This window comes from Chryseosolibacter indicum (assembly GCF_018598585.1).
Taxonomy (GTDB): domain Bacteria; phylum Bacteroidota; class Bacteroidia; order Cytophagales; family Cyclobacteriaceae; genus Chryseosolibacter; species Chryseosolibacter indicus.
The window spans coordinates 31,103-46,408 of sequence record NZ_JAHESD010000049.1 but is presented as its reverse complement, the minus strand read 5'-3'; the positions used below and the strand labels follow the sequence as shown (position 1 = coordinate 46,408).

11 protein-coding genes are annotated in these 15,306 nt (G+C 41.0%); 8 read left to right on the top strand and 3 right to left on the bottom strand.

Annotation, left to right across the window (positions count from 1 at the left end; genetic code table 11):
• The first annotated feature begins 60 nt into the window (after window positions 1–60).
• From KK060_RS18070 to KK060_RS18060, 3 genes are all read left to right on the top strand, one after another.
• Window positions 61–297 carry a hypothetical protein gene (locus tag KK060_RS18070; protein ID WP_254155179.1) on the top strand — a complete coding sequence of 79 codons (237 nt, stop codon included), beginning with the start codon at window positions 61–63 and terminating at the stop codon, window positions 295–297.
• A gap of 109 nt (window positions 298–406) precedes the next feature.
• On the top strand, window positions 407–877 hold the full coding sequence (locus KK060_RS18065; protein WP_254155178.1) for an SRPBCC family protein: 471 nt from the start codon (window positions 407–409) through the stop codon (window positions 875–877).
• A 321-nt stretch (window positions 878–1,198) separates the two neighbouring features.
• The gene (locus KK060_RS18060) at window positions 1,199–3,343 is read left to right on the top strand and encodes a glycoside hydrolase family 3 C-terminal domain-containing protein (protein ID WP_254155177.1); all 2,145 of its coding nucleotides are present in this window, start codon (window positions 1,199–1,201) and stop codon (window positions 3,341–3,343) included.
• 131 nt (window positions 3,344–3,474) lie between these two features.
• Here KK060_RS18060 and KK060_RS18055 read toward each other — a convergent pair whose 3' ends face one another.
• Entirely contained in the window at window positions 3,475–4,254 is a 780-nt protein-coding gene (locus KK060_RS18055) for a phytanoyl-CoA dioxygenase family protein (RefSeq protein ID WP_254155176.1), read from the bottom strand.
• Window positions 4,255–4,759: 505 nt separating this feature from the next.
• On the opposite strand from KK060_RS18055, the gene KK060_RS18050 reads away from it, so the two are divergent.
• Window positions 4,760–6,139, top strand: a complete 1,380-nt coding sequence (locus KK060_RS18050; protein WP_254155175.1) for a hypothetical protein — start codon at window positions 4,760–4,762, stop codon at window positions 6,137–6,139.
• Window positions 6,140–6,358: 219 nt separating this feature from the next.
• Here the strand turns inward: KK060_RS18050 and KK060_RS18045 are convergent, their stop codons facing one another.
• Window positions 6,359–7,756, bottom strand: a complete 1,398-nt coding sequence (locus tag KK060_RS18045) for a RagB/SusD family nutrient uptake outer membrane protein (RefSeq protein ID WP_254155174.1) — start codon at window positions 7,754–7,756, stop codon at window positions 6,359–6,361.
• 14 nt (window positions 7,757–7,770) lie between these two features.
• The gene (locus tag KK060_RS18040) at window positions 7,771–10,815 is read right to left on the bottom strand and encodes a SusC/RagA family TonB-linked outer membrane protein (protein ID WP_254155173.1); all 3,045 of its coding nucleotides are present in this window, start codon (window positions 10,813–10,815) and stop codon (window positions 7,771–7,773) included.
• A gap of 361 nt (window positions 10,816–11,176) precedes the next feature.
• On the opposite strand from KK060_RS18040, the gene bamJ reads away from it, so the two are divergent.
• The 4 genes from bamJ to KK060_RS18020 all read left to right on the top strand — a co-directional run bounded on the left by bamJ (window position 11,177) and on the right by KK060_RS18020 (window position 15,270).
• Window positions 11,177–11,974 (top strand): BamJ family beta-barrel-assembly machinery protein, encoded by a 798-nt coding sequence (gene bamJ, locus KK060_RS18035; protein ID WP_302180115.1) that lies wholly within the window; start codon window positions 11,177–11,179, stop codon window positions 11,972–11,974.
• A 139-nt stretch (window positions 11,975–12,113) separates the two neighbouring features.
• Window positions 12,114–12,749: a hypothetical protein gene (locus tag KK060_RS18030; protein WP_254155172.1), complete on the top strand. Its 636-nt coding sequence runs from the start codon at window positions 12,114–12,116 to the stop codon at window positions 12,747–12,749.
• A 177-nt stretch (window positions 12,750–12,926) separates the two neighbouring features.
• Window positions 12,927–14,240, top strand: coding sequence for a cytochrome ubiquinol oxidase subunit I (locus KK060_RS18025; protein WP_254155171.1), 1,314 nt, complete (start codon window positions 12,927–12,929; stop codon window positions 14,238–14,240).
• Between the two features lies 1 nt (window position 14,241).
• Window positions 14,242–15,270 (top strand): cytochrome d ubiquinol oxidase subunit II, encoded by a 1,029-nt coding sequence (locus tag KK060_RS18020; RefSeq protein WP_367397504.1) that lies wholly within the window; start codon window positions 14,242–14,244, stop codon window positions 15,268–15,270.
• Window positions 15,271–15,306: the final 36 nt, after the last annotated feature.

The following is a 15,306-nucleotide window of genomic DNA, read 5'->3' as shown; positions in this document are numbered from 1 at the left end:
CTCGGAGATGTTTATAAGAGACTGGTTCAGTAGGGACATGTTACTTTGTCTTTGGAGGGGATGAAGGCTTTTAGACAACAGGCGGAACTCGCGAAAAATTACTTTACGATCAGACAACAAACAATTAAGTCGTTTAATCACTTCGATAACAAAACTGAAATAGAAGTTAACTACAGTGCAGTTTTAGCGATGGACTTTCCTAACGGACTTAAAAGTGGGCAGGAACTTAATTTAACAGGAAGATCTATTTTTGAATTCAAAGGTGAAAAGATTATCAAACTGACCGATATAAATTGAAAAAATTAAGACAAGGTTGCGAATCGAAATCTAGCACAGGATGTTTTTTGTAAACGTTTCAGTTTAAGGATCTAGAACAATATTACGAACAATTAGAACATAATACGAAATGACAGACGCAAAAATCCCGACAGTAGAAACACAAATGCTAATCAGAAAGCCTGTATCTATAGTCTTTCAAGCATTTGTCGACCCGGCAATAACGACCAAATTTTGGTTTACAAAATCGAGCGGACAATTAGAAATAGGTAAGACAGTAACTTGGGAGTGGGAGATGTATGGTGCTTCGACCAATGTATTAGTGAAGGATGTTATCTCAAACAAAAAGATATCAATTGAGTGGGATGACCCTGCAACACAAGTTGACTTTGAATTCACTGCATTAACGGAAAGTACAACTTATGTAGTAATAAAAAATTATGGTTTCAACTTTACAGGAGATGAATTAATTCAAGCCATTAAAGATAACACCGCAGGTTTCACGACTGTTTTAGATGGGTTAAAAGCTTATTTAGAACATGATATTCAGCTTAATTTAATTGCGGACAAATACCCCAGAGAGGTTGGTGACTTAGCATGATTTGGAAGGGTTTTCGCTTACAATCATTAAGCCTTCGATCATTATTACAAATAACTTTTATTTGCTTATGATAAAATAGTAGCTTATGTTGATGTCAGCAGGGGGAAAAGTGAATTTAGCATGGCACAGTATAATGAGAATAACGAAAGATGAAGGTTATAAATTACAACATGTACCTCCCATTGTGATGTGCGATTGAAACACATCAACCTTTATAAAATGTTTAGTCTGCTACATGAAATCACTTCGGTGGAATAATTTTATCAGCTATATTTCGCCGGCAGTATTTAACAAGCCATGATATTTGATATGAAACTAGCTATGAATCGATCTATCCTTTTGGTGACTCTGATTGTCATTCACATTCAGCTTGCGTTCTCTCAGCAGAAAGCAGCATCTTCCGAGCGTGTTGAGACACGTGTTAAAGAATTATTATCAAAGCTAACCTTAGAGGAAAAGATTTCGCTTCTCGGCTACAATAGTCCTGCGATTCCACGTCTGGGTATTCGTCAGTATAACTGGTGGAACGAAGCGCTTCATGGCGTTGCCAGGGCAGGGGAGGCCACGGTATTTCCGCAGGCTATTGGTATGGCTGCGACATTCAATGACAGCCTTGTGCATTCTGTTGCAGACATCATTTCTACAGAAGCGCGAGCGAAATACAACATTGCTTTGAGGTCGGGAAAAACTTTGCAGTACCAGGGACTTACGTTCTGGTCGCCAAACATCAACATCTTCCGGGATCCGCGATGGGGAAGAGGTCAGGAGACTTACGGAGAAGATCCATTCCTTACTTCAAAGATGGGTGTCGCTTACGTGAAAGGGTTGCAGGGTAATGATTCCAACTATCTGAAGGCTTCTGCATGCGCGAAGCATTATGCAGTACATAGTGGTCCAGAAGAAGGAAGGCACTCTTTTGATGCTGTTATTGATGAGAAGGATATGCGCGAAACTTATTTGTATGCCTTTGAAAAGCTTGTGGGTGCAAATGTGGAGTCAGTGATGTGTGCCTATAATCGCGTCAATGGTGAGCCATGTTGTACAAGCAATACATTACTTCGTAAAATACTTTTAGGTGAATGGAAATTCAGTGGTCATGTTGTTACAGATTGCGGCGCACTGGATGATATTTTCAATATGCACAAAGTTATGCCTTCGGGCGTAGAAGTTGCTGCTGCCGCAGTGAAGACTGGTGTAAGCATCGATTGCTCTACGGTGTTGCAGAAAGATGTGATGGAAGCTTTGAACCGGAAGTTGATAACAGAAGGTGATGTGGACTGGGCCCTTGCACCGGCGCTGCGAACACAGTTCAAGCTTGGATTCTTCGATGATGCGAATGCAACACCGTTCCATTCGCTGGATGAGGACGATGTACGTGCTCCAGGACATGTTAAAGCTGCGCGAGAGGTAGCAAGACAGAGCATGGTGTTGCTAAAGAATAATGACAATCTTCTTCCTTTGGCTAAAGACAAGTATCATCGCATTCTTGTAGCCGGAACAAATGCTGCCTCTGCTGAAGTGTTGTTTGGAAATTATCACGGAATGTCATCGGAGTTGGTGACTTTCGCTGAAGGAATTTCCCGTGAGGCTGGTCCTGGTACTGTAGTACAGTATGACCAGGGATCTAACTTTGAAGATACCGTTCGGTTTGGAGGCCTTTGGGTTGCAGAGAATAGTGATGTATCGATTGTGGCAATTGGTTTTACGCCTGTACTTGAAGGAGAGGAAGGCGATGCTTTTCTTGCAGCACATGGCGGCGATCGCAAAGACCTGAATATTCCTAGAGCTCACATCGCATATCTCAAAGCTATGCGCAAGCGCCACAACAAGCCAATTGTGGCCGTGGTTACTGGAGGAAGTTCGTTCGACGTTTCCTCAATTGAGCCTTATGCTGACGCCATCATTCTCACATGGTATCCCGGCGAGCAAGGTGGAAATGCATTGGCGGATATTCTCTTTGGGAAGGTGTCACCTGCCGGGCGACTGCCCGTAACATTTTACCGTTCATTTGGTGATCTGCCTCCTTATGCCAGCTACAACATATCAGGCAGGACGTACCGTTACTATGATGGCGAAGTTCAGTACCCGTTCGGCTTTGGACTTTCATACACTACATTTTCTTACTCACCTGGTGCCTCTTTAAGAAAGACCTATGCGCAACGCGATACAGTTAAAATATCAGTTGTTGTGAACAATACCGGCAATGTAGACAGCGACGAGGTAGTGCAGGCTTATATTGACTACCCCGATCAATCGCGTATGCCTCTGCGTGAGTTAAAGGCTTTTAAGAGGGTTCATGTGCCTGCAGGAAGTAGCAGGACCGTTGTGCTTTCGATCCCCGTAGCAGAGCTGAGAAAATGGAATTTAAAGAAGCGCGAATGGGAAGTTATTCGTGGTCCTTACGAGGTAGTGGTTGGAGCACATTCGCGGGATGAAAAGATGAGATTGAATTTCGATGTGAAGTAGTTATTGATAAATTTATGTTGCAAGGTAAATTTGTTAACCGTAAGGCGCTTTTAAGAAAGCATTTGCTTCAAAGTGTCTGAGTAAAGAGATTACCCTCGGGTAATCTCTTTGAGTTATAAAACGATACTTTCCTAGTCCAACGCTAATCGAATAGACTTTTCCAACGGGGTGTATTCTTTTGCAGAATTCTCAATTGTTAATTCCTTTCGAAGCAATAAAGGAGGTTGAGCCATAAACCTTGGTGTGTTACCGGTATGAGGCTGGGCGGCATGCACTATAAAAGGATGGCACAAGTACACTGTTCCCGCTTTACCGGTTGCATAGATTTCGTCATGTTGAGGAAGTGCATTAACCTTCTCAGCCAGTGCCATAAAAGAAAGTCCTGAATCACCTTCCCTACTCAAAATCCTCGCTACATCGATATGTGACTTTTTGTAAATAACGGTCGGCGCATCATTCTCATCGACATCTGAATATAGAACGAGCATCAGCAAAGCTCTGCCTTTCGATTTAAGGTTGACTCTCCATTGAAAATAGTTTGCAGGGTCATCACCAGGAAAGCTTGCATCAACGTGTTTGCCAGTATCGTTTGGTTGAACGCTTGATGGAAACCGGACCGGAAATGTTCCTACACTTCGGCAGGGAAGCCAACCATTGCGACCGATCAACTGATCAAAGGCCGTGTGTAATTTTTTTGTATTAACAGAATCAATAAAGGGTTGATGTGAATACATTCCTAGTCGAACTACAGGTTCAGTCCATGTATTCGGATCTGACTTCTGAAATGGTATGTCGTTCCATAAGATTTCTATTACTTCTTGAGCAATCTCAGCAGAGAAAGCATTGTCGATTCTAATAAAACCGTTATTAATAAAGTGTTCTATTTCTTCTGGAGTTAATGGGTCTGCCATAATGTTGAGTTTAGCCGTGAAGCAAGACACAGTAGGTCGTGCATTATCAGCATTTGTTAATAATTGATTTTGATGGGTGTAGATAATATTAAAGGCATAGGTAATGCCCGCTGCTCAAGCTTAGGAAATAAGCTTAGAAGGAAGATTATAACATTACGGCCATTCTCATGACACAAATATACTAACTGTTCAAAAATATAATAGTGTTTGAAGCTTTGCTATTCGCAGCAAGCGAACCAAGGTTGGTAGGAATAGGGTAATAGCATCTTACTTTTACCATTTACAAGCTGGAAATAACCGACTAATATCTGATAGAAATTAATTAGCAGCTATTCCGTTGGTCGATACAATCCACTGTTAAACCGTATATTCTTTTCATTAGTCGATGAGATTCATTCTCATATTAATAAAATGTAGAGCAACTGTATCGCTTGCTGTCACATATTTTGGGCATTTAGAATAATGGCATCTCATTTCGTGAAAAGAATAACAAAAAAGAATCTCTATGAAAAAGTTATCATTTATTTTCCTCGGCGTAATCGCGCTCGTTTTGCATTCTTGTGTAGACGATAATGAAATCGCTACAAGTAATGAGAAAATCCAATTTACATTTAACGTTACTTCCTCTGTTAATTCAGCGGGAAGGTCAGCAGCAAGACTGCCTGAAGGCGCTTATGTTTCAATAACTCTTAACAACAGTAATGGGACAGCTGTACTCACCAATCATCGTCTTGATATCATGACGTTAGGTGATGGCCTGGTTACTACGCCACTTGAACTATTACAAGGCCGATACACATTGACGGACTTTATGATTGTCAGCGGTTCCGAGATTATTTACGCTACCCCGAAGAAAGGTTCCCCATTGTCGCAGGTTGTTGAACACGCGTTGCCTTATAATTTCTCGGTGAGCAAAAACACTGTCGCCAATGTTCCAATGCAAGTAATTTCTACAAGCAGTACCCAACCTCAGGCTTTTGGATATACTTCTTTTCATCTTGAAGTAGTGAATGCACTGCAAATATCTGTGTTCGAAGCTACAGATGGAACTGTTGTTCTGACAAATGCATCAGCAAGCATTATGAAGGGTGATACGGTTGTTGGAGACTTTACATTGGGTGGTAAAGTTAATACAATTGCCTTTGCAGGAGATCCTAGCCAGATCTATACTTTGGTAGTAAGAAAGGAAGGACATGCTGACTATAGAAAGAGCTTTTCTTACAATGATTTGATAGCTGCGTTAGGTGATAAACCTTTAAAAGTCTTTTTTGAGCAAAATGCTTTCGAGATCTTACTGCAAGCTGGGGGATCTGAACGATATGAATTTGCACTCGCAGGATCGGGTCAGGTAAACATTAACTGGAATGACACCGCCACCACAACGTATACTCTTCCAATGTCAATCGAACTAAACTTAAGTGAGCAATGGTATAACCTTCGTATCACTGGCGATATCGGTCAGATCACTGGTATTGATGCATTTGGTTATGACACTGAAATTGAGCAAATAGGAGGTCTTCAATACCTAACATCGTTACGAAGTTTTACTCCCGGATGGTTTGCTCCTGATACTATTGACTTTACCCACAATTTGCAATTGCAAAGCATCAACATACCGTTTACAAATTTCCCGGGAGGTGTGTTTTTACCTGAAGAGAATTACATTCGTTCTGTCACCCTTGAAAAAATTTCAAACCTTGTAGATTTTGTAGACAACATTTACCGTAACGCTACAACTCATAATACGAGGGAAGGATTTATTCTGATTTTTGATGTATATGAACCAATGCCTGCTCCTACAAAGGCAAAATTGCAAACCTTAATTGATGAATATCAATGGAATATTCAGGTTGCAGATGAGTTTTTTGAAGATTCAAATGATTGAATATCCGTAACTATCTCTCCTAATGGCCAGCTATGCTGGTCATTTTTTTTGAAATGGAGCAAAGAGTAAGTATTAATTGTCAATGAAGCATTGGGAAAGCACATAATTACAAGTTTTCGGGAGAACAATTATGTATGAATATGATGTTTTAGGATCGATTAATTAAAAAGGCCTTGAGGGGTTACTCAAGGCCTTTTGGACTGTTACCTTTCTTAAAATTTAAATCCCATACCCAGGGTTTTGCTGACCTTGTAAAGATGGGTTTGCATCAACTTCGCGCTGTGGAATTGGTAGAACAAGCATATTATGATTCCATTCGAAGTAACCATTTTCGGTATTGTTTGCGTTTTGGGTAATATTGGTTTTGCTTCTATGTACATCATGAAGAAAATGACCTTCAAAACCCAGTTCCCTTTTTCGTTCAAGGTAAATATCCGTAATAGTCGGATTTGCAGGAGCATCAGAAGCATGAGCGCGGCTTCGTATGACTTGCAAGTCTTCTGAAGGCGTGTTTGGTCCTGTTTGTTCACCGGACATCAAGTTGCCTTCAGCCCTGATAAGGTACATTTCAGCCAATCGAATAACACTAACATTTGCAAATTGATCTTTATACTTTCCGCTGAGGATACGACCGGAAGTACCATCTTCGTAGAGTAGTAGTTTCAACCTGTCGTCATTCTGCTCGAAGAGATTTACATAGTTTCCGCGAACGCGGATATCACGTCTTCCGTTAAAATCACGGGAGGCGTAAAAGGTTTGAAATGCGTTCTCGCCATCCTGATTAGTTATCTGGATAGAAAAAACATCTTCACTTGAATTGAAGGCCTGGTTGAAGGCACGGTCTACCCGGTCCACTAAAGCGTAATTACCACTTTCAATGACCTCACTCGCTTTTAAACTTGCTTCTTTATAGTTTTGTTGCTGAAGATATACCCGTGCAAGCACTGCTTTTGCTGCCCATGTTGTAGCAAAGAACCCATTTTCCTCCGGAAGTAATTCTTCTGCCGCGGTAAGATCAGAAATCGCCTGAGCATATACTTGTGCTACGGTACTTCTTCCAATAAAGTTCTCCTCTGGGGCGTACACTAGGTTCGTTGGTGTCAGCTTTAATGGTACTCCTAAATTGGTTGTTGGATCACCATCTGTCCAATCTTTACCAAATAATCTAATTAACTCAAAGTAAAGCATACCTCTTATAAATTTTGCTTCACCTTCAATACGTGCGCGCTCATCATCAGCCACAACGCCAAGGTTTGCAAGAATGGTGTTAGCAACGTTAATAACTTCATATGTTTCAGTCCAGGTAACTTCTACCTGTCCATTCGCACTGGTAGTTACTTTAAGCCATAAATCATCCGGGTCAGTAAATGTGCCACCCCAATTAATATCGTTGTTAGTACCTAATAGGTCACTAGTCATCTGTATCCATCCTCCGTATACATCATCGTCGCCTAACAGGTCGTATGCGCCTACAAGCAATGATTGCACAGCTTCCTCATTGTCCAATGCAACTTCTTCTGTAACATCCGTTTGAGGTTCTATTTTAAGTTCATCAGCACATCTTACCTGAAGCAGTACTATACAAGCAAAAAGGAAAAATATTTTATAGGTATTCATAAGTTCTTATCATTTTAGAATCCAAGGCTTACACCAAATGAAATGGTTTTGATTTGAGGAGCAGCATAAAAGTCGTTGCCCTGCCCGATGTTACCCGCGAGGTAATCGGTATTTACTTCAGGGTCATTTAAATCATACTTGGTAAATGTTAAAAGGTTTTGAGCTGAAACGTACAGCCGAAGGCTTTCGAGCGAAGCACGTCTAATCATGGTTTTTGGGAAATTATATCCAAAAGTAAGGTTCTTCAACCTTACGTAAGAAGCGTCCTGAAGAAAGCGTGATGACTCCTGCGAACCATTTTCAAGGAACAGTCTTGATTCGGGAACATCAGTAACATCACCAGGCTCTCGCCAGGCTTTTTCATAATCCTCAACAAGCTGATTATCAAAGTAAGTGAAATTAGCGCGTTGGAATTTACCTGCAGCGTTATAAACATCATTGCCGTAGACAAACTGGAATAGGATGTTTAAATCAAACCCTTTATACGAAAAAGTATTTGTTAAACCTCCTATAAAATCTGGATTAGGATTGCCAATTACAGTTCTAAAAGCATTATTATAAGCATTGGTAGTCTCATCACTTGCGTTTTCTGGATCATTGACATAGAATAGTGCATCCCCATTTTCTGGATCTACTCCTGCGTATTCGATACCATAAAACACGCCTATTGGTTGACCTTCCACGGCACGATTAAGAATCCCGCCCTCAATCACATTGTTATCCAGGTTAACAATCTTATTACGGTTACGGGCAAAATTAAAGGAAGTGCTCCAGGAAAAATTCCCTATAACATTCTGAGAGTTAAGAACAAATTCAAAGCCTTTATTTTCAATTTCACCTATGTTAACAAATTGGGTTAAATAGCCTGTAATACCTGGGACGTTTCTGTTAAGTAATACATCACTCGTATTTTTAATATAATAATCTATTTCACCCGTAATGCGATCATTAAATAAACCAAAGTCAATACCGAAATCAATTTGAAGCGTCGTTTCCCACTTTAAATCTGGGTTAGCTAACTGTGATGGATAGATTCCTCCTTGCACATCATACGTTGACGCAGAATAAAGTCCCAGCGCAGCAAAATTCTGTGTTGGAGCATTTCCTGTTAAACCAATGCTTCCTCTCATCTTCAAGAAGCTTATGGTATTGCGAAAAGCTTCTGCAAATTGCTCCTGAGAGATTATCCAGCCGGCAGACGCAGCAGGAAAAAAACCATAGCGATTATCTTTGCCAAATTTTGAAGAACCATCGATACGACCGCTCAATGAGAGCAGATATTTGTTACTAAACTTATAGTTAACGCGACTAAAATAGGAGAGGAAAGAGTAATCTGTTGGTGTTCCTCCTACGTCGGTAATAACAGAGGCATTATTCAGAACACGAAAAGCGTCGTTTGGAAACGTTTGGGCGGATGCGGTGGTTTCATCTCTTTCGGTTTTTTGAAAGCTCATCCCAGCTATCGCTTCAACATTATGCCCATTAAAGAGTTTATTGAAGGAGAAGTAATTATTAGTAGAGTAATTTAAAACATTCTTCCAAGCAGAAAAGGCACCACCGTTAATATAGCCTGTTTGAGAGTCAACTTCTCTTCCGCTCCAACGCTCTTCATTCTGGTTTAATATGTCTATACCAAATTCACTTCTAAAAGTAAGATTTGGAGTGAACTTATAAACAGCAAATAGATTAGAAATATTTCTAAGAACAGTTGTTTCATTTGTTGAGTTGGCTGCACTAATTAAACCATTAAAGTAAACGGTGTTTTTGTTCAATGTTCCATCTTCATTATATGCTGGTTGTATTGGTGGTAGCGCAAGTAACTGCATGGGTGTTGTAAACTCATTATCATCACTTAGACGATTATTGATTGAGCGTGATAAACTGAAATTAATCCCTAAACTTAATTTCTCAGTCGCCTGATGATCGAGGTTAGCTCGACCGCTAATTTTCTTATAGCGATCCTTGATAAGTATCCCAGTTTGATCTGATATTTGTAAACTGGTAAAAAATCTGGTTTTGTCTGTACCACCACTAGCGGAAATGTCAAATTGATCTATACCTGCATCATCGCGATATGCGTTATCTGCCCAATTTTCATTGGCATTTCGACTCCAGTCACCTAATTCGGTATCCAGTACATCATCAAAGGTCATGCCTGGCTCATCATACATGTAAGATCCAAAGTCGGCCCCTTCATCCCTTTGTAAGATAGCATCTGTATTATCGAAAGCTTCTTTAAAGGCATCATAATATTGTGCACCCTTTAGCCATTTCGCTGTTCTCGTAGGACTACTGAAACCTTTCAGATAGTTAATGTTAAACGTAGTTTTCCCTGCTTTTCCACGTTTTGTCGTAATGAGTACAACACCATTGGCTGCGCGAGATCCGTAAATAGAAGCTGCAGCTGCATCTTTTAGAATTTCCATAGATTCAATATCGTTACTATTGATATTTGCAAGAGGATTTGTTGGTGCATCTGTAGAGGACAGGTTATCTGTTGTTACAATGATACCATCTACTACATATAAAGGTTCATTTGACGCAGATACAGAAGCTGCGCCTCTTACCCTCACTTTAATTCCTTGCCCCAATTTGCCATTCCCTGATTCAATAAAAACGCCAGCAGCCCTTCCCTGCATAGCCTGATCAAAACTTGGTACAGGTATATTTTGAATGTCTTTACCAGATACCGAAGCCACATTTCCAGTAAGATCTTGCTTAATTTGTGTTCCATAGCCTACTACGATTACTTCAGACAATTCAGTAACGTTAGGTTCTAGTTGTATGTCAAGGACAGTTCTTGAGCCAATTTCCATTTCCACCGTCTTAAATCCTATAAAAGAAAAAATGAGTGTGTTTTGGCCTTCGTCAATTTCAAGCGTAAAATTACCCGATACATCAGTAGTAGTACCATTTGTTGTGCCCTTTACAAAAACATTGACACCAGGCGCGGCTGCGCCATCTTCCGAAGATGTAACTGTTCCTCTGATTGTTTTTTGCTGAGCATAGCCTACATAGGCAAGTAGGCATGCCATAACAGCTAGTAGAAATTTCCTCATTTGGTTTTAGGTTTGTTTAATCGAATTTAGCAAAAACAAAATAAGGATCGGTATGAGTTTGATTTATAGAGTAAAGTTTAAAGCTTGAGAAAGAAAGATTAACGTTAGTAAGTTTTAAATCGTTTGAATTTTAATTCCATATCTGTTGTTCCTAAAATATTTTATTTAAGTGGTTATCGCGTTTTAGTTATTCGGGGAGATTTTTCTTTTTCTACCATCGTATACACGTGTTGTAATAATTAGATAAAGCCAGAATAGGTATACTGAGAATACTAAGATTCAATATGATTAGCTGGAATAGTGTTAAAGTTTAGGTCATTGGGCTTCATAGCCGAAGGGACCTCTAAGGACATATAAATAGATGGATAATTTAGGGAATACACTAATATTCCGTTTCTTTGCAGGCACTTATAAGAATTTAATGAACATGAAAGTTTTTGTTTTTTGTATTGGTTTATTTGTCGCGAGTTCTGCAGTTGCTCAATCAAAAAAGGAGCTTCAGGCAGAAATAGGGAAACTTAAGGCGCAGATCACGGAATTGCAGAAGCCTAAGGAAGCGGATTTATCTGACACCGTAAAAAAAGCAAGTTATGGAGTCGCTGTAATTATTGGTTCAAATATCAAAAGCCAAGGTTTTGACTCGCTAAATGTTGATGCGTTTGTAGCTGGTATTCGTGATTTTTTTGGTAATAAAACTTTAAAGCAGGACCGAGAACAATCGCAGATGGTTGTTCAAAGGTACATGGAAGGAGTGATGGAAAGAAAAACAAGAAAAGCAAAAGAAGAAGGGCTTGCCTTTTTAGAAGCAAACAAATCTAAGGAAGGGGTAAAGACCACCGCTAGCGGTCTTCAATATAAAGTAATATCATCAGGTACAGGCAAGACGCCTAAGGCTACAGATAATGTTACCGTGCATTATACTGGTAAACTAACTGATGGTACTGTGTTTGATAGCTCTGTACAACGTGGCGAACCTGCTTCCTTTGGAGTAAGCGAAGTAATACGCGGTTGGACGGAGGCATTGCAACTAATGAAGGAAGGAGATAAGTGGATATTATATATTCCTTCTGATTTGGGGTATGGCGAGCGTGGTGCTGGAGGACAAATACCACCATTTTCAACACTTATATTTGAAGTAGAATTAATTAAAGTCAACTAATCCTAATTAGCTGTTCTCAAATAAGAATAGAAGCGCCGTAAGGGCGCTTTGTTATTTATATAGGCGCTTCTTAATCTGATGGCATGGTTTCTTAAGGTATAGACGTGTTAACTTATGTTTAACCTTAACGAGCAATATTATGAAACTTACATCGATAACGTTAGCCGCTTTACTATCTGCCGGTATAGCAAGTAGTTATGCGCAAACATCAGGATCGTCAGTACAACCGGGAGTACAACCCGGAAGTTCAAGAACTACCCAGCCTTCGCCTGGCACAGTAACTCAACCTACGCCGAGTGCAACACCAGGTACGGCGACGACACCGTCTTCGACATATCCACAGCCATCGAGTGCTGTTCGCCCAGGCACGCCTGGAAATACGCCTGCTGCATCTAATCCTTATGCCACACAGCCAGGAAGTAATTCTTCTTCACTGAATGCTCCTGCAGGTAACGATTTTCAGGTGCCTCAGAATTCACCGAATGCGAATAATCCTTATCAGTCACCTGTAACGACGCAGCCATCCACTAATTATGCACAACCTAATACAACCAATAACGCTTTATCTCCTGTGCAGAATGAGCAAGTGCCTACTGGCTTGAGAAATACATTGCAAAGTAGTAGCTATAAGGGTTGGGAGAACTCGACCATTTACTATGATCGTGGAACGAATCAGTATTCGATGGACATCAACACTCCTCAAGGAGTAAGAACATATAGATTTGATCAAAATGGTAATGCAATTGAAAATCCAAGGCCAAATGGTGGTCAGTAGTTAAACCATTATATATACTAGAACCTTCGACGTAAAAGTTGAAGGTTTTTTATTTGTACTACGCTCAGTTTGGTACTGTGTTTAAGAAAATCAGAAATTAATATTACAAAAATCATTTAGTAAATCCTTTTAATCTCGACATCCGTATCTACTTTTGAGCAGCACAACTCAGAAACTATGGATAACTTCCTTGCGGCCCGATCGCAAATGGCATTATCACTCGGATTTCATATTATATATGCCTGTATCGGGATGGTGATGCCCTTCTTCATGGCAGTCTCACACTATAAATGGCTTCGCACAAATGATGAGGGTTACAAGAATCTAACAAAAGCATGGAGCAAAGGCGTAGCTATATTTTTTGCTACCGGTGCCGTGTCGGGCACCATGCTATCATTTGAATTGGGACTTCTCTGGCCATCGTTTATGGAGCACGCAGGCCCCATCTTCGGCATGCCTTTCTCACTTGAAGGCACAGCCTTCTTTATTGAAGCCATAGCGCTTGGATTTTTCTTGTACGGATGGGATCGCTTTAATAAATGGTTTCACTGGTTCACCGGTGTGGTTGTAGGCATCAGCGGTCTTGCTTCAGGTATCCTGGTTGTATCGGCAAATGCCTGGATGAACAGTCCTGCAGGATTTGATTTTGTTAACGGAGAATACATCAACATCGATCCAATCAAAGCCATGTTTAACAAGGCATGGTTCTCACAGTCATTGCACATGACGCTCGCGGCCTTTGCAGCCACAGGCTTCGCTGTGGCTGGTGTTCACGCAGCCATGATCCTGCAAAATAAAAATGTTTTGTTTCATAGTCGCGCCTTTAAGATTGCCGGATTCTTTGGTGCTGTTGCAGCCATCCTTCAACCTCTGAGTGGTGATATTTCAGCAAAGGATGTTGCCGAAAGACAACCCGCGAAACTTGCTGCCATGGAAGCACATTACCATACAACACGAAAAGCTCCGCTTCTTATCGGAGGTATCCCTGATCCTGAAAAGAAAGAAGTGTCCTATGCCATTGAGTTGCCCGGTATGCTCAGCTTTCTTGCACATGGCGATATCAATGCAGAGGTAAAAGGACTCGATCAGATTCCTGTTGAGGAACATCCCCCTGTTCCCATTGTACATTATGCGTTCCAGGTGATGGTCGGCATAGGTGTTTTTCTGATGGCACTTTCCATTACGTTCTTTATTGCCCTGCGTAAAAAGCAATTGCTACAACGCAGATGGTTGCTCGTGCTCTTCGCCATCGCTATACCGTTAGGTTTTATTGCTGTAGAAGCCGGATGGACAGTAACAGAAGTAGGACGTCAGCCGTGGATCATACATGGTATTATGCGCACTGCCGATGCCGTAACACCCATGCCTGGCATTGCTTGGTCGTTCTATCTGTTTACGCTTATTTACATCTCACTAACGGTGGTGGTTATATTCCTGCTCAATCGTCAGATTAAAATGGTACCTGTTCTTTACGATAAATCGGATAAGTAAAATGATGGATGAAGTTGTTATCACGTATCTGTGGTTGTCGATCTTGTTATACTTTTTGCTTGGCGGAGCCGATTTTGGTGCTGGCATTATCGAGATGTTTACATCATCGAAACGCATCAAGAAAACACGGACTACGTTATACGAAGCTATCGGGCCGATATGGGAGTCTAACCACATGTGGTTGGTTATTGCCATTGTAATTTTGTTTGTCGGGTTTCCGGTCATCTACAGCACACTGTCTGTTCATTTACATATTCCCATTCTAATTTTATTGCTCGGAATAATAGCGCGAGGCACTGCCTTTGTATTCAGGCATTACGATGCCATACACGATAACATGCAGGAGGTTTACAACAAGATCTTTGTGTGGTCAAGTTTTATTACGCCGTTGTTCCTCGGCATCATTGCAGGGTCTACGGTATCAGGAAAGATAGATTTAAAAGCAGACACATTTGAGACCGCTTACATCTATCCGTGGCTTAACTGGTTCTCAATAGCCGTAGGCTTTTTTACCGTAGCGCTATGTGGCTTCCTTGCCGCTGTGTATCTCATTGGAGAAGCTACAAACGAAGAAGACCGTAAAGAGTTTATCCGCAAGGCGAAGAACGCTAATAGCATTGCCGTTATATGTGGCATCCTGGTGTTCATTGCTGCTGAGGCAAACGAAGTGCCGCTGGTGCGCTGGGTGTTTGGTGATAAAGTAGGCCTTGGCGCTGTGCTGGCTGCTACTATTTCGCTGGTGCTGCTTTGGGTATTTGTACATGCTAAAAACGAATTGGTTATTCGCGGGCTTGTGGCCTTCCAGGTTACCATGATATTGCTCGCCATCAGTTATGCTCATTTTCCTGATCTTGTTATCACAACCTCGGGTGATAATCTTTCGCTCATTCAGTATAAAGCACCGGCAGCAACCTTGAATGCATTAGGATGGGCCTTGCTTATCGGAAGTGTATTTATACTGCCGGCACTTTTTTATCTCTACTACAGCTTTCGCAAGAAGGCTAATGCTGACGTAGGTTACAGCCATTAACCCCAACTTTACCTGTATGGGCCAATTGTAAAAACT